Source organism: Rhodococcus sp. SJ-3 (assembly GCF_051918125.1).
Classification (GTDB): Bacteria; Actinomycetota; Actinomycetes; order Mycobacteriales; family Mycobacteriaceae; genus Rhodococcus.
In genome coordinates this window covers 2,884,571-2,905,623 of the sequence record NZ_CM123306.1, presented here as the reverse complement: position 1 = coordinate 2,905,623, position 21,053 = coordinate 2,884,571, and the positions used below count along the sequence as shown (strand labels likewise).

At 67.0% G+C, this 21,053-nt stretch carries 20 protein-coding genes; 5 read left to right on the top strand and 15 right to left on the bottom strand.

Translation table 11 applies throughout. The features are described 5' to 3' along the window. Positions 1 to 39: 39 nt before the first annotated feature. The 3 genes from topA to ACTDXD_RS13420 all read right to left on the bottom strand — a co-directional run bounded on the left by topA (position 40) and on the right by ACTDXD_RS13420 (position 4,067). A complete protein-coding gene (gene topA / locus ACTDXD_RS13430) occupies positions 40 to 3,006 on the bottom strand; it encodes a type I DNA topoisomerase (RefSeq protein WP_440127471.1) in 2,967 nt (988 codons plus the stop codon). A gap of 115 nt (positions 3,007 to 3,121) precedes the next feature. Continuing rightward, positions 3,122 to 3,730 (bottom strand): hypothetical protein, encoded by a 609-nt coding sequence (locus tag ACTDXD_RS13425; RefSeq protein WP_440127470.1) that lies wholly within the window; start codon positions 3,728 to 3,730, stop codon positions 3,122 to 3,124. A gap of 133 nt (positions 3,731 to 3,863) precedes the next feature. Beyond that, on the bottom strand, positions 3,864 to 4,067 hold the full coding sequence (locus ACTDXD_RS13420) for a cold-shock protein (protein ID WP_005248460.1): 204 nt from the start codon (positions 4,065 to 4,067) through the stop codon (positions 3,864 to 3,866). 351 nt (positions 4,068 to 4,418) lie between these two features. Here ACTDXD_RS13420 and ACTDXD_RS13415 point away from each other — a divergent pair, with 351 nt between their 5' ends. After that, entirely contained in the window at positions 4,419 to 6,773 is a 2,355-nt protein-coding gene (locus ACTDXD_RS13415; protein ID WP_440127469.1) for a DEAD/DEAH box helicase, read from the top strand. Positions 6,774 to 6,795: 22 nt separating this feature from the next. Here ACTDXD_RS13415 and ACTDXD_RS13410 read toward each other — a convergent pair whose 3' ends face one another. The 7 genes from ACTDXD_RS13410 to ssd all read right to left on the bottom strand — a co-directional run bounded on the left by ACTDXD_RS13410 (position 6,796) and on the right by ssd (position 11,424). Next, the gene (locus ACTDXD_RS13410) at positions 6,796 to 7,194 is read right to left on the bottom strand and encodes an Rv3654c family TadE-like protein (protein ID WP_440127642.1); all 399 of its coding nucleotides are present in this window, start codon (positions 7,192 to 7,194) and stop codon (positions 6,796 to 6,798) included. Positions 7,195 to 7,199: 5 nt separating this feature from the next. After that, a complete protein-coding gene (locus tag ACTDXD_RS13405) occupies positions 7,200 to 7,514 on the bottom strand; it encodes a TadE family type IV pilus minor pilin (protein ID WP_440127468.1) in 315 nt (104 codons plus the stop codon). Between the two features lie 47 nt (positions 7,515 to 7,561). Next, on the bottom strand, positions 7,562 to 7,726 hold the full coding sequence (locus ACTDXD_RS13400) for a DUF4244 domain-containing protein (RefSeq protein WP_440127641.1): 165 nt from the start codon (positions 7,724 to 7,726) through the stop codon (positions 7,562 to 7,564). Between the two features lie 89 nt (positions 7,727 to 7,815). Continuing rightward, positions 7,816 to 8,403: a type II secretion system F family protein gene (locus ACTDXD_RS13395; protein ID WP_440127467.1), complete on the bottom strand. Its 588-nt coding sequence runs from the start codon at positions 8,401 to 8,403 to the stop codon at positions 7,816 to 7,818. Then, positions 8,394 to 9,194 carry a type II secretion system F family protein gene (locus tag ACTDXD_RS13390; protein ID WP_440127466.1) on the bottom strand — a complete coding sequence of 267 codons (801 nt, stop codon included), beginning with the start codon at positions 9,192 to 9,194 and terminating at the stop codon, positions 8,394 to 8,396. The genes ACTDXD_RS13395 and ACTDXD_RS13390 overlap by 10 nt, the downstream gene beginning before the upstream one ends. Continuing rightward, positions 9,194 to 10,363 (bottom strand): TadA family conjugal transfer-associated ATPase, encoded by a 1,170-nt coding sequence (locus ACTDXD_RS13385; RefSeq protein ID WP_440127465.1) that lies wholly within the window; start codon positions 10,361 to 10,363, stop codon positions 9,194 to 9,196. The genes ACTDXD_RS13390 and ACTDXD_RS13385 overlap by 1 nt, the downstream gene beginning before the upstream one ends. Beyond that, positions 10,360 to 11,424, bottom strand: a complete 1,065-nt coding sequence (gene ssd / locus ACTDXD_RS13380) for a septum site-determining protein Ssd (protein ID WP_440127464.1) — start codon at positions 11,422 to 11,424, stop codon at positions 10,360 to 10,362. The genes ACTDXD_RS13385 and ssd overlap by 4 nt, the downstream gene beginning before the upstream one ends. Positions 11,425 to 11,763: 339 nt before the next feature. Here ssd and ACTDXD_RS13375 point away from each other — a divergent pair, with 339 nt between their 5' ends. Beyond that, positions 11,764 to 12,630 carry an HAD-IB family hydrolase gene (locus ACTDXD_RS13375; protein ID WP_440127463.1) on the top strand — a complete coding sequence of 289 codons (867 nt, stop codon included), beginning with the start codon at positions 11,764 to 11,766 and terminating at the stop codon, positions 12,628 to 12,630. 435 nt (positions 12,631 to 13,065) lie between these two features. Here ACTDXD_RS13375 and ACTDXD_RS13370 read toward each other — a convergent pair whose 3' ends face one another. After that, positions 13,066 to 13,818, bottom strand: a complete 753-nt coding sequence (locus tag ACTDXD_RS13370) for an oxidoreductase (RefSeq protein ID WP_440127462.1) — start codon at positions 13,816 to 13,818, stop codon at positions 13,066 to 13,068. Positions 13,819 to 14,044: 226 nt separating this feature from the next. Between ACTDXD_RS13370 and acs the strand changes: the two genes are divergently transcribed. The 3 genes from acs to ACTDXD_RS13355 all read left to right on the top strand — a co-directional run bounded on the left by acs (position 14,045) and on the right by ACTDXD_RS13355 (position 17,628). After that, positions 14,045 to 15,976 (top strand): acetate--CoA ligase, encoded by a 1,932-nt coding sequence (gene acs / locus ACTDXD_RS13365; protein ID WP_440127461.1) that lies wholly within the window; start codon positions 14,045 to 14,047, stop codon positions 15,974 to 15,976. A gap of 195 nt (positions 15,977 to 16,171) precedes the next feature. Continuing rightward, on the top strand, positions 16,172 to 16,672 hold the full coding sequence (locus ACTDXD_RS13360; protein ID WP_440127460.1) for a phage holin family protein: 501 nt from the start codon (positions 16,172 to 16,174) through the stop codon (positions 16,670 to 16,672). Between the two features lie 23 nt (positions 16,673 to 16,695). Next, positions 16,696 to 17,628 (top strand): alpha/beta fold hydrolase, encoded by a 933-nt coding sequence (locus tag ACTDXD_RS13355; protein WP_440127640.1) that lies wholly within the window; start codon positions 16,696 to 16,698, stop codon positions 17,626 to 17,628. A gap of 5 nt (positions 17,629 to 17,633) precedes the next feature. On the opposite strand, the gene ACTDXD_RS13350 is transcribed toward ACTDXD_RS13355, so the two are convergent. From ACTDXD_RS13350 to nth, 4 genes are read right to left on the bottom strand one after another with little or no spacing between them, the layout of a single operon-like run. Continuing rightward, positions 17,634 to 18,824: a MarP family serine protease gene (locus ACTDXD_RS13350; protein WP_440127459.1), complete on the bottom strand. Its 1,191-nt coding sequence runs from the start codon at positions 18,822 to 18,824 to the stop codon at positions 17,634 to 17,636. Further along, entirely contained in the window at positions 18,821 to 19,519 is a 699-nt protein-coding gene (locus ACTDXD_RS13345) for an NUDIX hydrolase (protein WP_440127458.1), read from the bottom strand. Before ACTDXD_RS13345 ends, ACTDXD_RS13350 begins: the two co-directional genes overlap by 4 nt. Next, positions 19,516 to 20,178: a TlpA family protein disulfide reductase gene (locus ACTDXD_RS13340; RefSeq protein WP_440127457.1), complete on the bottom strand. Its 663-nt coding sequence runs from the start codon at positions 20,176 to 20,178 to the stop codon at positions 19,516 to 19,518. Before ACTDXD_RS13340 ends, ACTDXD_RS13345 begins: the two co-directional genes overlap by 4 nt. A 5-nt stretch (positions 20,179 to 20,183) precedes the next feature. Next, a complete protein-coding gene (gene nth / locus ACTDXD_RS13335; RefSeq protein ID WP_440127456.1) occupies positions 20,184 to 20,990 on the bottom strand; it encodes an endonuclease III in 807 nt (268 codons plus the stop codon). Positions 20,991 to 21,053: the final 63 nt, after the last annotated feature.

The following is a 21,053-nucleotide window of genomic DNA, read 5'->3' as shown; positions in this document are numbered from 1 at the left end:
AGCGTAGCGATCGGCACCGACGACCTCGGTCCGGGCAGATCAGTCTGTCGTCTCCTCGGCCGCGGTCTTCTCCGCTGCGGTCTTCTTGGCGGGAGCCTTCTTCGCTGCTGCCTTCTTGACCGCGGTCTTCTTCGCTGCGGTCTTCTTGGCGGGAGTCTTCTTCGCCGCCTTCTTGGTCGTCTTCTTCGCCGGCCCCCTGGCACGACGATCCGCCAGCAGCTCGGATGCCCGTTCGTCGGTGATCGTGCCGACCTCGTCGCCCTTGCGCAGGCTCGCGTTGGTTTCGCCGTCGGTGACGTACGGACCGAAACGGCCGTCCTTGATCACCATCGGCTTCTCGCTGACCGGATCGACACCGAGTTCACGCAATGGCGGAACTGCAGCTGCCTGGCGTCCGCGGCGCTTCGGCTCTGCGTAGATCTTCAGGGCTTCGTCGAGGGTGACCGTGAACATCTGTTCCTCGGTCGCCAGCGAACGCGAGTCGGTACCCTTTTTCAGGTACGGACCGTAGCGACCGTTCTGCGCGGTGATCTCGTCACCGGATTCCGGATCGACACCGACCACACGCGGTAGCGACAGCAACCGCAGAGCGTCATCGAGAGTGACGGACGACAACTCCATCGTCTTGAGAAGAGACGCCGTGCGCGGCTTCGGGCCGGTGGCCTTCTTCGCTGCTTTCTTCGCCGGCGCCTTCTTGGCCGCCTTCTTTGCGGCCGTCTTGGTCGCGGTCTTCGTTGCGCCGCCGCTCGTCAGCTCTTCGACCGGGACGGGCGTGACATCGGGCTCCGGCTCCGGCTCGGGCTTCGGCTCGGGCAGCAACTCGGTGACGTACGGACCGAAACGACCCTCACGAGCGACGATCTCGTGTCCGGTCGCCGGATCGACACCGAGAACCCGGCCCTCTTGCGGGGTGGAGAACAACTTCTCCGCGTATTCGAGGGTCAACTCGTCCGGCGGCAGATCCTCTGGCAGGTTCGCGCGCTGCGAGATCGGATCGGCCTCGGGATTGTCGGGGTCGACGACCATCCGCTCGAGGTACGGACCGAACCGGCCCACTCGCACGTGGATCTCGCGGCCCTCGGCATCGTCGAACAGCCGGATCGAGTTGATCTCGCGAGCATCGATGTCTTCGAGGTTCTGCCCGACCAGCTTCTTCAGGCCGCCCTTGCGTGCCACCGAATCCTCGTCGCCGTGCTCGCCGCCGAAATAGAACCGCGACAGCCAGGCACTGCGCTGCTCCTGGCCCGAGGCGATCTCATCGAGATCGTCCTCCATACCTGCGGTGAAGTCGTAGTCGACGAGCTGACCGAAATGAGCCTCGAGCAGACCGATCACCGCGAACGCCACCCACGAAGGCACCAGCGCGCTGCCACGCTTGTAGACATAGCCGCGATCGAGAATCGTCTTGATGATCGACGCGTATGTCGACGGACGACCGATGCCGAGCTCTTCGAGAGTCTTGATCAGGCTCGCTTCGGTGAAACGGGCCGGCGGGTTGGTCGAGTGCCCATCCGGGTCCAGCTTCGTCGCGGTGACCGCCGAGCCCTCGCTGAGGTTGGGTAGCCGCGACTCCGCGTCGTCCGACTGACCGCCTGCCTCCTCGTCGACGCTTTCGACGTAGGCCTTGAGGAACCCGGCGAACGTGATCGTGCGGCCGGACGACGAGAAGGTGCACACCTCCCCCGTCCCGGCGGTGCCGGTGATGCGGAGCGTGAGGGTGGTACCTCTCGCGTCGGCCATCTGCGACGCGACCGTACGCTGCCAGATCAGCTCGTACAGCTTGAACTCGTCGGTATCGAGCCGCGAATGCAGTTCGCCCGGAGTCGCGAAGACATCGCCGGCGGGCCTGATCGCCTCATGCGCTTCCTGGGCATTCTTGACCTTGCGGGTGTACTGACGGGGCGTCGCGTGGACGTATTCGGCGCCGTACAGCTGCGTGGCCTGCGAACGGGCCGCAGCGATCGCCGACTCGGACAAGGTCGTCGAGTCGGTACGCATGTAGGTGATGTAACCGTTCTCATACAACCGCTGCGCGATGCGCATCGTGCGTTCGGACGAGAACCGGAGCTTACGGCCCGCCTCCTGCTGCAGCGTGGAGGTCATGAACGGTGCATAGGGCTTGCGCGTGTACGGCTTGCTCTCGGCCGACGACACCGTCAACGCGACACCGGACAGCGCATCGGCCAGGCGACGGGCATAGGCCTCGTCGAGCACGACGACACCGTCGGTCTTCAGAACGGCGTCGGGGCCGAAGTCGCGACCCGCCGCGACGCGGGAGCCGTCGACGTTGACCAGGCGTGCGCCGAACGATCGGGGACTCGCATCTGCACCGGCATCCATGGTGGCAGCGATATCCCAGTATTCGGCAGACTTGAACGCCATGCGCTCACGTTCGCGTCGCACGATGACACGGGTCGCGACCGATTGGACTCGGCCCGCCGACAGTCGGGGCATGACTTTCTTCCACAGCACCGGGCTGACCTCGTAGCCGTACAGGCGATCGAGGATACGACGGGTTTCCTGTGCGTCGACCAGGTCGTTGTCGAGCTCTCGGGTGTTCTCGGCCGCAGCACGGATCGAGGGCTCGGTGATCTCGTGGAAGACCATCCGGCGTACCGGAACCTTGGGCTTGAGGGTCTCGAGGAGGTGCCATGCGATGGCTTCACCCTCGCGGTCGGGGTCCGTCGCGAGATAGAGCTCGTCTGCATCCTTCAGGAGCGACTTGAGCTCGGTGACCTTGGACTTCTTCTCCGGGTTGACGACGTACAGCGGCTCGAAGTCATGATCGACATCGACGCCGAGCCGAGCCCACGACTCGCCCTTGTACTTGGCGGGAACGTCGGCTGCACCGCGGGGTAGGTCGCGGATATGCCCGACGGAGGCTTCGACTACATAGTTACGCCCCAGGTAGGGGGCGATCTTCTTTGCCTTGGTCGGAGATTCGACGATGACGAGTCGGCGCGTGCCCGACGCGTTGTCCGACGTGCTTTTGTCCCGTGCTGCCACCGTGACGCCTGAACCTTCCCTTTTGCCGACATGTCCGTCTCTCGAAGACATGTATACCGACCTGTCTCCCCGACTCGGTCACACACAGGGTCGCACACACTCGGTCGATCGCTCGTCACATGTGGTGGTCGAAGTGCTCGTGACGTGGCCAGATCGCTCGGGCTTCGGAGTCGTCGGGTGGCGCTCCGATGCTCTCCGCGAGCCGCGCGATACGGCGCGGTCCCGACACTCGCAACCCTGGTGGGGCACCATGCGGGCTGATCAAGGTGGGAGCGATTCCGGCCACCATCAGAGCCTCGGAAAGTGACACATACGTGCGGGGCGCATTCGGGTCGAGCCCGAGGACGTACCGCTCACCCACCACTTCAACCCGGCCCGCTGCCAGGAACCATGCCCGCAGCGCCCCGGCACTCGGGACCCATCCGGCCGGAACACGCTTGGATCCGCCGTGCGACCACGCGGTCGCGAGCGGAACGAGCTCGGAAACGTCGGAGGTGCACACCCGCGCAGACCCGTCCGGTAAGGCATCGATCGCCGCGGTCAGACCCGTAGCAATGATCTGATCGGCGATCGCGGACGCGCGCCATGGCGCCTCGACCGTCACTGTGATCTGCGCCGAGTCGGCTGTGCGCGTCACGATTCGTCCCTGCGAGGCGAGCAACCCGCTCAGGTCGGACAATGCCGGTGGTGCAGTATCGGCGCCGAAGAAGGACAGTTGACTCACTGCTACCTCCTTGCGTATTGCCTCTTCCAGTTGTATTGCTCCGAGAAAGCCATCGTCCCCCATCGCCGGTGGCGACAGGGGACGATGGAGTGAGAGCGATCGCTCTCACAGGTGCTCGACGGAGCGCGCCGAATCAGACGGCGCGCACACCGGTGGCCTGCGGGCCCTTGGTGCCCTGCCCGACCTCGAACTCGACGCGCTGGTTCTCCTCGAGGGTGCGGAAACCGGAACCCTGGATCTCGGAGTAGTGAACGAACACGTCGGCAGAGCCGTCCTCCGGAGCAATGAAGCCGAAGCCCTTCTCCGCGTTGAACCACTTCACAGTGCCCTGTGCCATGCTTTTCCTTCTCTTTCTAACACCGGATTCGACGAGCCGCTGGGGACAGCGGCCGCCAGGTCCCGATTCCGACCGCTGTACCTTTCGAATCCCCCGTTGGAAGAGCTAAAGCACACCGCTCGCAACCACGATCCTGCGAGCGTGCACTTTCTCAAGTCTACGAACACAGAAGCTGCGACCGCGTGCCAGTCAATCATGTTCCGGGCGGTCACAACAGTAGGTATGGCACAATCGCGCCAAAATTCTGATCTTGCAGGCCGCTCGGTAGCATGACCAGCGGGTAGAGGGTTGATCCCATGCTACGCACCATCGCCTCGACCCGCACCGAATTCGATCCACCGGAGCCGACGCGTGACCAGTCCATCCCCTATCCACCACGACACGGGCACTCCCCCCGGTTACGGACAGGCGCTACTCGACCGACTGCTCGCAGGCACGCCTTCGAACGAACACCCTCTCACCTACGCAGCCGATCTACCCGCACGGAGGGCGCAACACGTCCCTTGGCCGGATTGGGCCGCCGACTGCGTCGTCGACGCGCTCCGCGAACAAGGAGTGTCGCAGCCCTGGCGACATCAGATTCACGCCGCCGATCTCGCATCTGCGGGCAGCAACGTCGTGGTGTCGACCGGCACCGCGTCGGGCAAATCCGTCGCCTACCAGCTTCCGGTCCTCACCGCGCTCGCGTCGGCCCCTCAGGCCACCGCGCTGTATCTCTCCCCCACGAAAGCTCTGGGCGCCGATCAGCTGCGCGCGGTGACGGATCTGACCGGCAGGACGGGTGAACTGTCGACAGTTCATCCGTGCGCGTATGACGGCGACACCTCCACCGAACTACGTCGATGGGCACGAAGCCATTCTCGGTGGATCTTCACCAACCCCGACATGTTGCACCTGGCGATACTGCCCGGCCACGCACGCTGGGCTCGACTGCTTCGGCGGCTACGGTACGTCGTGATCGACGAGTGTCACTCGTACCGCGGAGTCTTCGGGTCGCATGTCGCGCTGGTCATCAGACGGTTGCGCCGCCTCGCGAACCACTACGGCGCCGACCCGGTGTTCATCCTGGCATCCGCCACCACCGCCGACCCCGGAGCCGCCGCCTCACGGCTGATCGGGGCGCCGTGCAAGGAGGTCACCGAGGACGGTTCGCCACACGGTCCGCGCACCGTCGCCTTATGGGAACCGCCGCTGCTCCGGGAAGTCACCGGCGAGCGCGGCGCACCCGTACGCCGCGCTGCCGGCGCCGAGGCAGCCCGGCTTCTCGCCGACCTCGTCGTCGAAGGTGCGCGCACGCTGGCATTCGTCCGTTCACGTCATGGTGCGGAGCTCACCGCGATGGGTGCGCGGCGTCTGCTCGCCGAATCTGCACCCGAACTCGCGGACCGTGTCGCGACCTACCGCGCCGGGTATCTCGCGGAAGATCGTCGCGACCTGGAGGCCGCACTGTCCGAGGGGCGGTTACTCGGTGTCGCGAGCACCAACGCCCTCGAACTCGGGGTCGACATTGCAGGCCTCGATGCCGTGGTCGTCGCCGGATTTCCCGGCACCGTCGCGTCGTTCTGGCAGCAGAGCGGTCGGGCCGGGCGTCGCGGTCAGGGTTCTCTCGTCGTCCTGGTCGCGCGCGACGACCCACTGGACACCTACCTTGTGCATCACCCGCAGGCGCTCCTCGACAGGCCCGTCGAAGCGACCGTGACCGACCCGTCGAATCCGTATGTGCTCGGGCCACAACTGCTGTGCGCTGCCCTCGAGTTGCCGCTCTCACATGCTGAGGCCGAGGGGTTCGACGCGCAAGAGTTGCTCACGGAGCTGGCGGGACAGGGTCTGATCCGTCGGCGCCCCCACGGTTGGTTCGTCACACCGGACACCCATCCGCACGCCGAGGTCGATATCCGCGGCGGCATCGGCCATCCGGTTGCGATCGTCGAAGCCGACACCGGCCGGATGCTCGGCACCGTCGAGGCGGGACGCGCGCCGGCAACCGTCCACCCCGGCGCAGTGCACCTCCACCAGGGTGAGACCTTCGTCGTCGACGAGCTTCAGCTCGACGACGGTGTCGCGCTCGTGCACGCAGAGGATCCGGAGTGGTCGACGTCCGTTCGGGAGGTCACCGACATCCGAGTCGTGGCAGTGGAAGAGACCCGCAGATACGGGCCCGTCGCCGTGCAGATGGCCACAGTCGAAGTGACGGGGCAGGTGGTCGCCTATCTCCGGCGTCTCCCCTCGGGGGAGGTGCTCGACCAGATCGACCTGGACATGCCTGCGCAGACCCTTCCGACGCGCGCGGTGCTGTACACCGTCACGCCGGAACTGCTCGACCGGATCGGATTGACACCCGAGCGCGTTCCCGGCTCTCTGCACGCGGCCGAACACGCCGCCATCGGATTGCTCCCGCTCATCGCAACGTGCGATCGAGGCGATATCGGCGGCGTGTCCACCGATCTGCACGCCGACACGGGCCTGCCCACGGTGTTCGTCTACGACGGACATCCCGGCGGGGCCGGCTTCGCCGAACGTGGATTCTCACGGATCGTTCCGTGGCTCACTGCCACCCGCGACGCAGTGCGCGCATGCGAATGCGCCGACGGTTGCCCCTCGTGCGTGCACTCCCCCAAGTGTGGGAACGGCAACGATCCGCTCGACAAGGCCGGCGCGATCGCCCTGCTGTCCGCAATGTTGAACGGGATCGCCGGCTCACCGTGACAACCGAACGCGAGGGACCCGCTCATTCGTGCGTCCCGCGCGTTCGATTGCGCTCGGTCGTGGAATCGGACACGTCCGCCGCGGGACCGGCCCTTGCGATGGCCGACGCGTCCCGCTCACCGAACATCGGCGACACCGGAGCGTACGTCTCCACCACCGCGTCCCACCCATGGATCCGGCAACTCCGCACCCCCACATCCATACGGACGGCCACGGTCTTCGCGATCGCACAGGCCTCGTCGACTCCCTGGTCGAGTAAGGACGCGACGGCCAGCGCCCCCAGATCCGCTGCGGCCTGCACGCGGTGACGGACCACCACGACCGATCCGACGTGCAGAACGGTCGCGGTGATCGCGATGAGCGCAGCCATGATGCAGCATCCGAGGATGCTGGCGCTGCCGCGCTCGTCGTGCAGGTCCATCCGCGTCACGAGACCTCACCCGGCTCGCGCACTGCAACAGCCTCGGCTGTCAGAGTGATCATCGGAAGCAGCGGCGCGTCGACTCTCACGATCGCGACGACCAGATCGTCTTCCATACCCACTTCGATGTACGCACCGGAAGGGGCGACTCGGGCCGCGATCTCGACCGCCCGAGCATCGTCGCCCCGCGCCGCCAGTCGTGCCGCCTCCCGCGCCGCGTCCTGACATTGCACCTGTTGCGAAATACACAGCACTGCCCCGAGACACAGCGTCAGAACGGTGACGAGCGAAGCGATCGCAAGTGCGGCTTCGACTGTCACGCCGCCCTCGTCCCCCACGACGACGCGTCGAGCCCGCGCCCATGCCGTCACACCGAAGTATTGAGGGCACGTTCGACGATGCCGGTCAGCGCCGACACGATTCCGTCTCCGGTGACGACTGTGTACAACACGGCACCGAAGGCCGCCGCGGCGATGGTACCGATGGCGTATTCTGCCGTCGACATGCCGTCGTCGTCACTTACCACCTTCATGACGCGGCGGGCCAACGGCCGTTCTCGTTCTGCAGATTCGGTGAACACGAGTTTCCCCTTTCTATCGGCGCGGACGGTCCGCGTCGACGTCACAACAGCCCTGAGCCCAGGACGCCCCGGGCCAGGCCGATCACCACCGGTACGATGCCCAGGCACACGAATGCCGGTAGGAAGCACAGGCCGAGCGGACCGCTCACGAGCACCCCTGCACGTTCGATGGCGCCTGCAGCGTCGTCTTCGGCCTCCGAGCGATGCCGCACGGCGAGTTCGGACACGATGTCGGACAATGGCGCACCGGATTTCGCCGATCGCCGCGCAGCGCGAGCGAAGTCTTCGAGCAGCGGGTCGCCTTCCGCGGACCACGCGTCTGCCGGGTCGGCGCCGAGCTTCAGGCGGTCGGCTCCTCGACGGAGCGCTGCAGCGAGCACAGGCGGCGCAGATTCCGCGACCACACCCGCCGCCGATGCTGCCGGCATCCCCGCTCGCAGGCACGCGGCGAAGAGATCGAAGGCGGCGGCGGTCGCATACGGATCCTGCACGTTGCCGGTCGCGGTGCTCGTCGTCGGGCCGGGCGATCCGTGCAAAGCCTGCAGCCGCCGCGTTCCAGGGTCGGGCACGGCAACCAGTGCTGCGGCAAGACACAACGACGGCAGCAACATCGATGCGCTCACCGGCATACCCTGTCGGCGATGCGGTCGGTCCACAGCAGTCCTGCGCACACGAGCACCGTGCCGAGTACCAGCAGCACTGCACCGAGACCGCCACCGAGGAGCGTCGTCAGAGGCGACGCCCCCATGAGTTGCCCCAGTGCCACTCCGAGCGCGGGTAGCGCGGCAAGAACCGTTGCGGTGGCGCGAGCACCGGCGAGTCCTGCTGTGGTTCTGGTCCGAATCCGCAGGCGCGCAGCGAGATCGGATCGAGCCGCCGACAGCAGTTCGGCGAGTGCCAGGCCGTGACGATCTGAAACCGACCATGCATCGGCAACCCGGACGAGGCTTTCACCGATTCCGTCATGAGCAAATTTGGTTGCCGCACCGCGCAGTCCGTCGGAGGCAGATCCCCCCAACCGTGCCCGGGCCGAGGCGACACGCAGCGAGTCCGACGTCGGGCCGGTTGTTTCGCGCGCGGCCGTATCGCACGCGTCGGCGGGATGCGCACCGACGTGGAGCTCCGCGATCACCATGTCCAGGGCGGAGAGCAGGACCCGGCGTTCCGTGTCGAGAGAAGTGGCCCGTTGTCGGCGACGCAACCGGAACATGATCGTGGCGACTGCGACCGCCACGGCGACGGCAGCACCTGCTCCCACGATCAATCCTGCAGCCGACGCGACGACCACCGCGCAGAGCACGCGGTTCGGTCGGCGTAACGCTGCCGATGCAGGGGTGGCGGGCCGTCCGAGTCGCCGGCGTGCGTCGGCACCGGAAGAAGCGAGGACGGCGGCGGCCAGGCACAGGAGGGATGCAGTCACTACCGCTCCCTCGACCGCAGAATCCGTTCGAGCAGTTCCGAACCGGGCACAGCACCGTCGGCGTATGTCCACGCGGGCACCACCAGTACCCCCGCGACCGCGTCGCGTTCGAGCACCCCGATCTCGACGAGTCTCCTGGTGCCGTCGGGAGCACGGTGGACATGAAGGATCACCTGCACGGCTGCAGCAAGCTGACTGTGAAGGGCGGCACGATCGAGTCCGCCGAGGGCTGCGAGCGCTTCGAGCCGGGCGGGTACTTCGTCGGGCGAGTTCGCGTGGACTGTTCCCGCACCGCCGTCGTGACCTGTGTTCAGCGCTGTCAGTAGATCGACCACCTCGGCGCCTCGCACCTCACCGACGACGATCCGGTCGGGCCGCATCCGCAATGCCTGACGCACGAGGTCGCGCACGGTGACCTCTCCTACGCCTTCGACGTTCGGCGCTCGGGCGACGAGACGAACCACATGCGGGTGATCGGGGACGAGTTCGGCCGCGTCCTCGACGCACACGATTCGCTCCGCGGGATCCACAGCGCCGAGGAGCGCCGCCAAGATCGTCGTCTTTCCCGCCCCCGTTCCCCCGACGACGAGGAAGGCAAGGCGTCCCGCCACGATCCGGCGGAGCAATCGGTGAGCCTCGGGGTGCACTGCCCCACGTTCGACCAACGCATCGAGCCCCTGCGTGGCCGGTCTCAGCACGCGCAGCGACAGGCACGTGCCGCCCTGGGCGACGGGCGCAAGGACCGCGTGCAGACGGACGCCTAACTCGCCGTGCCCGGGGAGTCGGCCGTCGACCCACATTTGTGCGTCGTCCAGCCTGCGCCCGGCGAACAATGCGAGGCGCTGCGCGAGCCGTCGGACGGCAGCCTCGTCCGGAAAGGTCACCGACGTGAGGGTCAAACCCCCACCGCAGTCGACCCACACTCGGTCGGGTGCGGTGACCAGTACATCGGTCACGGTGGGGTCTGCAAGCAAAGCTTCGAGTGGCCCTGCTCCGGTGAGCTCGGTCTGGAGGTGGCGCAGAGCGACGAGAAGGTCCGTGTCGCCGAGTACGCCGCTTGCCTCGGCACGCAGTGCAGACGCGACACGTGCGGGCGACAGTTCCCCCGGTTCGGCCGCGAGCCGGTCGCGTACCCGGTCGAGCAGTTCGGCGTCCAGAACATTGTTCATGAGATCCTCCTCGCCCCGGTGCGACCGGGCGAGTCGAGGACCTCGAGGGCAGCAACAACGAGCGGCGAACGCCGGCGTAGGGGCAGACCGCCACGTTCGAGTGCCTCTGCGAGCCCTGGCTGAGGACGCATCGCGGCCAGCAGCGGTAGTCCGACGACGGCTGCGACATCGACAGCGCGCAGACCGCCGGGTGCTGGGCCACGCACCACGACTCCCGCCGTGGCGGCACGACCGGCGAGCCAGTCCGCTGTCCGGGCGGCAGACAACGCGCCGCTCACCCGCGCCTGGGTGACGAGCACAGTGGTGTCGGCAGCAGCGACCGCGGCTTCGGCTACCTCGTCGAACGTACGGGCTACGTCACAGACCACAGTGGCGCCCGCACGCCGTACTGCTTCGAGTACCGCGGTGAGCGGGGTTGCACCGATGCGTTCGGCACCCCGGTCGCCTGCGAGCACGCCCACTCCCGATAGCCATTCGGGTACTGCGTCGCGCAAAGCGCGAGCAGAAACAGTGCCGGAGTCGATGGTCAGTCCGGACCATCGGATGCCTGCGCGTTCTTCGAGGCCCGTGAGGGTATCGAGTCCCGCTCCGAAGGGGTCGGCGTCGACGAGAAGGACGCCGCCGGGGGCTCCCCTGGTGGCAGCCGTCCATGCCAGCGCGGCGGCGAAGGTCGAGGCGCCTGCCCCGCCACAACCACCGAGCACTGCGAACACAGTGCCTCCGCCCGCCTCGGGCTCGGCCGCTGCACCGAGAACGGCGAGCAGTTCCACTTCGTCGCCGGGAAGGCCCAGTACATGCTCGGCGCCGACCGTGGCCGCAGCCTGCCATTCGTCCAGCCCGGGCGTGTCCGGACAGACCAGCACGATCCCGGATCGGCGGGGCAACGCAGCGGCGCACACGAGCGCTTCGTCGCGGTCGACGACGACCACACCTGCGTCCAGCCATGCGCGGCGCTGCGGCAGCGCGGCCGGTTCGGCCAGTTGCCGGTCTGCTGCCGCCGCGACACGGCGCAGGCTCGCCAGCAGAGTCGCGTCGCCGATCAGCGCGAGGACGTCGTTCATGCCGCACAGCGTGCGCCGCCGAGGACCACCGTGGAAGGCCGATTCACCGGTAACGCCGAATCTGTGGATGAATCAGGCGCCTGTGGACAACTCGGCGTGATGGCTGCAACCGGGAACGGTCGTGGGCTCGGAGCGAAAACCGGTCTTGACAAAAAGACGACCCTCGCCAGGGGGGGAGGAGGCGAGGGCCGTCGGAGTTCAGCCCCGGGGGGTCGGGCTGAACACTGCCTGGATATCCAGGCTGACGCGATACTACACCTTCCATACTCAGTGTTTGCAAGTTCAAGCATCCGCGTGGCGCGGCACATCCGGGCCCCGAAAAGTGGCACCGCGGGCCCTATGGTGGAGAACGTGACAGACGCGACCGCGGATCCCGCCGAGTCCGGTCGGATCGCTGCCTTCTTCGACCTCGACAAGACCGTCATCGCCAAGTCGAGCGTCCTCGCATTCACCCGCCCGTTCTTCGAGCATGGCCTGCTCAACCGCCGCGCGGTGCTCGCGAGCAGTTACGCACAACTGCTCTTCGTACTGTCCACTGTCGACCAGGAACGCGTCGATCGGATGCGTGAGCACATCGCGCAGATGTGCAAGGGCTGGGACGTGGAGCAGATCCGTTCGATCGTGAACGAGACACTCGACGAGATCGTCACGCCGTTGGTGTATGCCGAAGCCAAGGACCTGATCGCGGACCACCGAGCCCGCGGGCACGACGTGGTGATCGTGTCGGCGTCGGGCGAGGAGGTCGTCACGCCGATCGCGCAGGCACTCGGTGCCTCCTACAGCGCCGCAAGCCGGATGCGCATCGTGGACGGGCGCTACGCCGGCGAACTCGAGTTCTACTGCTTCGGCGAGGCGAAGAGCACCGCGATGCGTGAGCTCGCAGCGGAACACGGCTACGACCTGACACGTAGTTACGCGTACTCGGATTCGGCGACGGACGTGCCGATGCTGCAGGCCGTCGGCAAGCCTCGCGCGGTCAATCCCGACCGCGCGTTGCGGCGTTGTGCGAACGAAAATCAATGGCTCATATTGACTTTCACGCGACCGGTGCCATTGTCGCGACGCGTGCGCCCGTCAGCGAAAGGACTGATCCGACTCGCCGCGGCGGGAGCCTCGGCAGCGTTGATCACCGGTGCCGCAGTCTACCTCGCCGGGCGCAGGCACGACCCCCGGCGACACCCTCGCCTCCTCCCACTCCCGAGCTGAATCTTTCCGGGCCAGGGTCTTGCCGACGCCGAAAGTACGGGGTACAAATGAGTTACGGAAGCACGGGAGGCCAAGAGCGAATCGGAAGAGAAGATTCGATCTCCCGCCCGGGTTTCCCAGCACGGACACCGAGTACCCACGCGGAGCCGATGCCACTATAAGGGCAGAAGCGTTGTGGGCCTGCGAGTTCCGAGTTCTCGAAGGCAAGACCTTCACACCCGTTGTGAAGAGCGAACCGCCGACACCCGGATCATCGCCGAGGCCGTTGACACACAACCCACACCAGCACGCATGGTAACCCGGCAGGTCCGTGCTAGCGGGTGGCGCACCGATCACGATCGGCGAGCCACCCGCTTTTGCATCGCGTGACCGAAAGCCACAGCACTGCAGCATGTTCAGAGCACAGCAACGCGTTTCGAACGGGTGCGGCGACTGTCAGTTACCTCCGAACGCCTCGGCGATCGACGTGGCTTCGCGAGCGCCTGCCTCGAGCGCACCGCAGCAGAAGATGACCCAGCCGCCGACACCCACTTCCGTGCCCTGAGCGAAGCCCGCGATCCCGTCGCGGTACGCCTGCGCTCGCCGCATCCACGTCACTTCGGGCACCCCGAGGTTGTGGGTGTCGAGTCCGGACGCCACACACACCAGCCGCGACGCCGCGCGCGCCACGAGACCGTCGGCCACAGCGAAGGGGCTCAGTGTCCTGAGCTCGCCGTGCACCACCGCCGCGAGGACCGGAGCGGGGACAGAAGTGCCTCCCGTGACCAATTGGGCGAGTGCGTCGAGCCGTTCCGCCACCCCGGGCTCCGGCCGGGGCCGACCCAGCTGCTCCGGATCGCCCACCAGATCTGCCGCGGCGAGCAGGTGTAGGCGCGCCAGCGCCTGCAACGGTGCACGGCGCCAGGTGGACACTTGAATTGCAAGCGCGTCACCGTCGAGGGACTGTGCGACGCGCAAAGCTCCCGACAGGACCGGATCGCCGGTTTCCCCGGGGGGCGGAAGCTCCGTCGATCCACCGTCGATCGCCGCCGACGCTCGCGCGGCCCGTACCGAGGCTTCTGCCGCGGTGTTCGGCCAGCCGCGTCGGTTCGTGCGGTGACGGTGAACCTCGGCGAGAGCGTCACGCGCGCGGTCTGCCGCGTCACGCACGCCGGGGAGATCGAGGATGGGCTGCAGCGGATCGGTCACGGTCCCGAACGGTACCGGCGCGAGCTGCACGCATCACCTATGGCCCGTCGCCGGACGCATGAGGAGCCACTCGTCGTCCCTGCCGACCGCCCGTCGCGTGACAACGACCGATCAGCGCATGTGAGCAGGTTGCAGCGTCGTGCAACGATGCGATCCGCGTCACAGGTGACTACGCTCACTGACGTCCGAACTGTTTTGCCACGACCCGGAAAGAGGCCACCGCACCATGACGAGCGCAGCCCAGGACCACGATCAGCAGGTGTTCCCGCCGAGTGCCGAGTTCGCCGCCACCGCCAACGCAGGTCCCGAGTTGCAGGCCGCTGCCGACGCTGATCGGCTGGCGTTCTGGGACGCCCAGGCCCAGCGGCTCGACTGGGCGACGCCCTGGACGCAGGTGCTCGACTGGTCCGACGCTCCCGTCGCGAAATGGTTCGTCGGAGGCTCCCTCAACGTCGCCTACAACTGCGTCGACCGCCACGTCGAAGCAGGCAACGGCGACCGAGTCGCGATCCACTTCGAGGGTGAACCCGGCGACTCCCGCTCACTGACGTACAACGACCTGCTCGCCGAGGTCTCGAAGGCCGCGAACACGTTCACCGACCTCGGTCTGACCGCAGGCGATCGCGTCGCGATCTACATGCCGATGATCCCCGAGGCGATCATCACGATGCTCGCTTGCGCCCGCCTCGGCCTGACCCACTCGGTGGTCTTCGGCGGCTTCTCGGCCTCGGCACTGCGTTCACGCATCGACGACGCCGAAGCCAAACTTCTCGTCACGGTCGACGGGCAGTGGCGCCGCGGCCAGGCCGCACCGCTCAAGACCGCCGCCGACGAGGCCGTCAACGGGGCCGCGTCGATCCAGAACGTACTCGTGGTCAAGCGCACCGGTATCGACGTCGAGTGGACCGACGGCCGCGATCTCTGGTGGCACGAGACGGTCGAGAAGGCCTCCCCCGAACACACGCCCGAGGCGTTCGACGCCGAACACCCCCTGTTCATCCTCTACACCTCCGGCACCACCGGAAAACCCAAGGGCATCGTCCACACCTCCGGCGGTTACCTCACCCAGGCGTCGTACACCCACCACTACGTGTTCGACCACAAGCCGGGCAAGGACGTCTACTGGTGCACCGCCGACATCGGCTGGGTCACCGGACACTCCTACATCGTGTACGGGCCGCTCTCGAACGGCGTCACCCAGATCGTCTACGAGGGCACCCCGAACTCACCGAACGAACACCGGCACTTCGAGATCATCGAGAAGTACGGCGTGTCGATCTACTACACCGCACCCACGCTGATCCGCACGTTCATGAAGTGGGGCCGCGAGATCCCCGACGCCCACGACCTGTCGTCGATCCGCCTGCTCGGCTCGGTCGGCGAGCCGATCAACCCGGAGGCGTGGCGCTGGTACCGCGAGGTCATCGGTGCGGGCAAGACCCCGATCGTCGACACCTGGTGGCAGACCGAGACCGGCGCGATCATGATCTCGCCTCTCCCCGGCATCACCGCCACCAAGCCCGGCTCTGCGATGGCACCGCTGCCCGGAATCTCCGCAAATATCGTCGACGACGAAGCCCACCCGCTCGGTGCGGGCGGAAACGGCTACCTCGTGCTCGATCAGCCGTGGCCGGCGATGCTCCGCGGAATCTGGGGTGATCCGCTGCGCTACCGCGAAACCTACTGGTCCCGGTACGAGGAGCAGGGCTGGTACTTCGCAGGCGACGGCGCCAAGTACGACGAAGACGGCGCCCTGTGGGTACTCGGACGTGTCGACGACGTCATGAACGTCTCCGGGCACCGCATCTCCACCTCCGAAGTCGAATCTGCCCTGGTCAGCCATGCCGCTGTCGCGGAAGCCGCCGTCGTCGGCGCAGCCGACGACACCACCGGTCAGGGCATCGTCGCGTATGTGATCCTGCTCGAGCACGTCGAGAACACCGGCGATGCGCTCATCAAGGAACTGCGCGATCACGTCGCCGTCGAGATCTCCCCGATCGCGAAGCCGCGGCAGATCACTGTGGTTCCCGAGCTGCCCAAGACCCGTTCCGGCAAGATCATGCGACGCCTGCTCCGCGACGTCGCCGAAGGGCGCGAACTCGGCGACACCTCGACGCTGGTGGATCCCGCGGTCTTCGACGCGATCCGTAAGAAGTAGTCCGATCCAGGCTGCGCCCTCCCGGCATCCGTCCCGGGAGGGCGCAGCCTCATCAGGAGAGCGAAGAATCCGAGGAAATCACAAAAGCCACCGCGTTGCTGTGCCACTCGTCGCCCCCTCACTGGGATCGGCGCTACTGTTACGGCGTGGGTGAGCCCACCGCAAGCAGAACGAACCAACTGAAGGGGTCGACTAGTGAGCGTCACGAACGGGAACCGGCCGGGAGACGGGGCGCCGAGCAGCATCTCGGGCATTCCGCTGACGGAGGTGCCCACCCCGACCTCGAGGGACGCAAGCATCGGCGAACTCGTCCGTGACGCGACCGCCCAGGTGTCCACACTGTTCCGCGCCGAGGTCGAGCTCGCGAAGGCGGAGGTCACCGGCGAGGTCAAGAAGGGTCTGCAGGGCAGCCTGTTCTTCATCCTCGCCCTCGCCGTTCTCATTTTCAGCTCGTTCTTCTTCTTTTTCTTCCTCGCCGAACTGCTCGACGTCTGGGTTGCCCGCTGGCTCGCCTTCCTGATCGTCTTCCTGCTGATGGTGGTCGTGACGGCGATCTTCGCGCTCATCGGTTACATGAGGGTGCGCAAGCTACGGGCGCCGAGCAAGACCATCGACTCACTCAAGCAGGCGAAGACGGTTCTGCCGATGTCCGGCGACGATGCCGAGACGCAACGTCCGCACTACGCAGCTCGTTGACGCAGCTCGACCGATCATCCACTTTGACCCCACCCGATCCGTCCACGGTCCGCTACGACGGACCGTGGGCCCACCGCGACATCCACGCCAACGGCATCCGACTCCACGCAGTCGAAGCCCATGGCGCACCGCCCGGCGCGCCGCTGGTGGTCTTCATCCACGGCTTCGGTGATCTGTGGTGGTCGTGGCGCAATCAGCTCACCGCGCTCGCCGAGGCAGGGTACCGCGCGGTCGCAATCGATCTGCGTGGCTACGGCGACACCGACAAGCCGCCCCGCGGCTACGACGGCTGGACCCTCGCCGGCGACGTCGCAGGACTGATCCGTGCGCTCGGACATACCGAAGCGGTTCTCGTCGGCCACGCCGACGGGGGGCTGGTGTGCTGGGCCACCGCCGTTCTGCACCCCCGGCTCGTCCGCGCGATCACGGTCGTGGACTCCCCGCACCCGATTTCGCTTCGCGATGCAGCCATTCGGGACCGGGCGCAGCGCAAGGCCCTGCTGCCCGGGTTCCTCGCTCATCAGCTGCCGTGGCGACCCGAACGGCTTCTCGTGCGCGACGACGGCGCCGAGATCGAACGATTGGTCCGCCTCCGTTCAGGCAGCGACTGGCAGTACAGCGCGGAATTCCCTGCCGTCGTCGACCGCCTGCGCTCAGCGGTACAGATCCCCGGAGTCGCGCACTGCAGCCTCGAGTACCAGCGGTGGGCATTCCGTAGTCAGTGGCGACCCGACGGCCGCCGGTTCATGAAGGCCATGGACGTCACCCTGACCCTCCCCGTTCTGCAGGTGCACGGTGCGCTCGATCCGTATGTGGTGGCCGCGACCTTGCGACGCTGTGTGCGACACGCGCCCGGGCGCATCATGAAGTTCATCGACGGTGCAGGGCACTACCCTCACCAGGAGAAGGCCGACGACGTCACGGCTGTCCTCCTGGACTTCATCCGCACCCTCTGATCGCGTCAGACGATGCACGCCCCGGTTTCGACGGCGGCGACCATCGAGTCGGCTATCGCGAGCTGACGACTCACCTCGGATGCCGTGAGCGCGAAACCGGTGTCGGTATCGTCGACGGCCGCACCGAACACCATGCCCAGGATCTGTCCCTGCGGGTCGACGAGCGGTCCACCGGAATTGCCCTGCTGGATGAGTCCGCGCAGTGTGTAGACCTCACGCTCGACAGTGCCGCTGCGGTAGATGTCCGGTCCCTGCAGGTCCAGGGTCTCTCGGATGCGGGCCGCGCTCGCGGTGTACGGGCCACCACCCGGATACCCCAGGACGATGGCGTCGTCGCCCGACTCCGCCGGGGTGGCAGAGAACGGAAGCGGAGCCGCGGTCAGGCCGGGAACCGCGAGGATCGCCACGTCCACCGCGGGGTCGAACAGTACGACCTCCGCGTCGAGTGCACGCCCGTTGCTCTCCACGGTCACCGCCGCGGTCCCCGCCACGACATGAGCATTCGTCATTACGCGTTCGGGCGCGACCACGAAGCCCGATCCTTCGAGTGCTTTCTGGCAACTCGGAGCGACGCCGTTGATGCGCAGCACGCTCGAATGCAGCTGTGCGGGGATCGGCCCGTCGAGCAACGTGCCGTCAGGAACGGCGACCTCTGCGATCGGTGTTCGGCCGAACGGCCCGATCACCTCGGGGAGGCCCGAGGTGTCGAGAAGCGCTGAGAACTCGTTGGGGATCGCCCGCATCCAGTCGGTGGCGAGGTTGTCGACGGTGCCGAGCACCGTCGATCCGCGCACCGCCGCGGAAATCTGCGGTTGCGCCGCGGAAGTCAACGGGACGGCCAGCAGCCAGGCAGCGATCAGGACTGCGACGGATTGGAGGCCCGCGCCGATCACACTGTCGACCGCACGGGCGCTGGGGCTGTGCATGCTGCTGCGCGCGGCACGGCCGAGCACCATGCCTGCAACCTCCCCGACCACCACCAGCACGATGATCAGCACGATCCCGGCAAGGATCCGTAGCCGTCCCTCGTCGACGTGGACGAGAACGTGAGGTGCGATGAGGATGCCTGCCACCGCCCCCAGCAGCACTCCCAGGAACGCCAGCGCCGAGGCGACCGCTCCCTGCCGAAGACCGGACGACGCCGCGATGATCACGACGAGGACGATCACCAGGTCGATCCAGTTCGATCCGGTCATGCGTCGATCACCCCCGATTCGAGTTCGGCTTGCACCACTGCCAGGTCACGAACGTCTCGGTGATCCCATTCGATCTCCCATCCAGACACCGTGAACAGGCCGGCGAGAACCCCCGCTGTGAATCCCCATACGAGCATGCCGTCGACCTGGAACGCCGGGCCCCGATACCCCATTCGGTGGGAGACCTGGAATCGATTGTCCGGGTCGAGCAGGTCGCGCACAGGTACACGCACGACACGAGCCGCCTCGGCCGGGTCGACCACCCCGACCGGGCTGGGCTTCTCCCAGTACGCCACGACCGGGGTGACGTCGAACCCCGACGGCGGAATGAACAGTTCGGGCAGCACCGCCAGCGGTCGCACTCCGTCCGGGTCGAGCCCGGTCTCCTCCTGCGCCTCGCGCAGAGCGGTTGCGATCGGACCGTCGTCCTCGGGGTCGGCAGCACCGCCGGGAAAGGCGACCTGCCCGCTGTGCTGGCGCATGGTCGCGGCGCGCTGGGTGAGCAATACCTCGGCGTCTGCAGGGAGACCTCCGCGGGCTACGGGGTCCGGCTCGGGCGAGCCGCCGAACAAGACGAGCACGGACGCCTGGCGGGTGGTCATCCCATGCGGAGCTCCGCGAGTCAGCACAGGATTGAGTCCGTGCGGATCGGTGGGCTCGCGAGTGGCTACTCCCCGCAGCCAATACGGAGTCATGCGACAACCCCCAGATGTGTCTCTACGACCTCGGCCACCTCGTCGGCGCTGCGAAACGGCTGCGGGAGCACCTTGGCGATCGAACCGTCGGCGCGCACGAGCACCGTGACAGGTAGGACTGCCGGCGCGGACACCCTAGCCTGCACGCGTCCTGAACCGTCCTGCACTCCGGGCAGCCGGACGCCGTACCGCGCGAACCGCTCAAGCGCGTTGCTCTCGTTGGGATCGGTATGCACGGTCACCACCGAGACTGCGTCGCCCGCGCGTAGCGCGAACTCCTCGAGTACGGGGAGTTCTTCGGCGCAGGGAGCGCACCACCACGCCCAGAGATTGACGACGGCGGGACGACCGGCAAGTCCGGCGGCAAGGTCGACGGAGCTACCGTCGCCCACGCACTCGAACACCAGCCCGGCGAGTGGTCCGTCCGGAGGTGCGCCGGTCGGTGCCGGACACGGCGGCAGATCCGCTGCGGCGCGAAGTGGGGCCAGCGCCTGTGCGTCGTCCTGGGGTCTGCGATCGACGGGGGCCGCAGAAGTACCCGGACCGTCGGTGGGGGTCGGCTCGGAGGTGTCGCTGTCGCGAGGCCAGATGGCGACGATCAGCGCGATCACGACGACCAGTGCTGCCAGGCTCCAGCGGCCTGCACTCGAAGGACGCACCGCCGTCACATCCCGGCGAGCTCGAGCAGATGCTCGGTCTCCGGTCCCTTCACGAGCCTCGCGGCGAGGCTCGGGTCGGTGGGTCCGATCCCGTAGGAAGGGCAGTCCTTCGCGAGCACGCACACTCCGCACGCTGGTTTACGCGCGTGGCAGACCCGCCGGCCATGGAAGATCACCCGGTGGGACAGCAGCGTCCATTCCTTGCGCTCGATGAGCTCACCGACCGCGTGTTCGACCTTCACGGGGTCGGTTTCGTCGGTCCATTTCCACCGGTTCACGAGCCGGCCGAAGTGGGTGTCGACAGTGATTCCCGGCACATCGAAGGCGTTGCCGAGGACCACATTCGCTGTCTTCCGGCCGATGCCCGGGAGCGTCACGAGGTCTTTCATCCGGCGCGGAACCTCGCCGTCGAAGCGCTCGAGCAACGCCTGCCCGAGGCCGATGAGCGAGTTGGCCTTGTTGCGATAGAAGCCGGTGGAACGGATGTACTCCTCGAGTTCCGTGCGGTCGGCTTCCGCGTACGAACGAGCGTCGGGGTAGCGGGCGAAGAGCGCAGGCGTGACCTGGTTGACTCGTACATCCGTGCACTGTGCAGACAGAATCGTCGCTACTGCGAGCTCGAGCGGAGTCGTGAAATCGAGTTCGCAATAAACGTGCGGGAAGGCATCGGCAAGACGCCGGTTCATCCGCCGCGCGCGCCGCACCAAACCGAGGCGGGACTCGGGTCCCCGGGCCCGACGTGGCCTGCGCGAGCTCCGTTCGGCGGAGCGGACAGGGCTCGAATCGAGGCTCTCGGACGGGGTCGGTTGCACCTGGACCACTGTACGTAAGACGCCGGGCTCGATACGGGGGCCGTGTCTGTTCTGAGATCTTGC

Bases quoted from the DNA above. Each gene is read 5' to 3' on its own strand.
- ACTDXD_RS13395 (WP_440127467.1), bottom strand. From the start codon at position 8,403: ATGCCGGTGAGCGCATCGATGTTGCTGCCGTCGTTGTGTCTTGCCGCA.
- ACTDXD_RS13350 (WP_440127459.1), bottom strand. From the start codon at position 18,824: ATGACCGGATCGAACTGGATCGACCTGGTGATCGTCCTCGTCGTGATC.
- ACTDXD_RS13385 (WP_440127465.1), bottom strand. From the start codon at position 10,363: ATGAACAATGTTCTGGACGCCGAACTGCTCGACCGGGTACGCGACCGG.
- ACTDXD_RS13375 (WP_440127463.1), top strand. From the start codon at position 11,764: ATGGTGGAGAACGTGACAGACGCGACCGCGGATCCCGCCGAGTCCGGT.
- ACTDXD_RS13420 (WP_005248460.1), bottom strand. From the start codon at position 4,067: ATGGCACAGGGCACTGTGAAGTGGTTCAACGCGGAGAAGGGCTTCGGC.
- ACTDXD_RS13410 (WP_440127642.1), bottom strand. From the start codon at position 7,194: ATGGACCTGCACGACGAGCGCGGCAGCGCCAGCATCCTCGGATGCTGC.
- ACTDXD_RS13345 (WP_440127458.1), bottom strand. From the start codon at position 19,519: ATGACTCCGTATTGGCTGCGGGGAGTAGCCACTCGCGAGCCCACCGAT.
- ssd (WP_440127464.1), bottom strand. From the start codon at position 11,424: ATGAACGACGTCCTCGCGCTGATCGGCGACGCGACTCTGCTGGCGAGC.
- acs (WP_440127461.1), top strand. From the start codon at position 14,045: ATGACGAGCGCAGCCCAGGACCACGATCAGCAGGTGTTCCCGCCGAGT.
- ACTDXD_RS13400 (WP_440127641.1), bottom strand. From the start codon at position 7,726: ATGAAGGTGGTAAGTGACGACGACGGCATGTCGACGGCAGAATACGCC.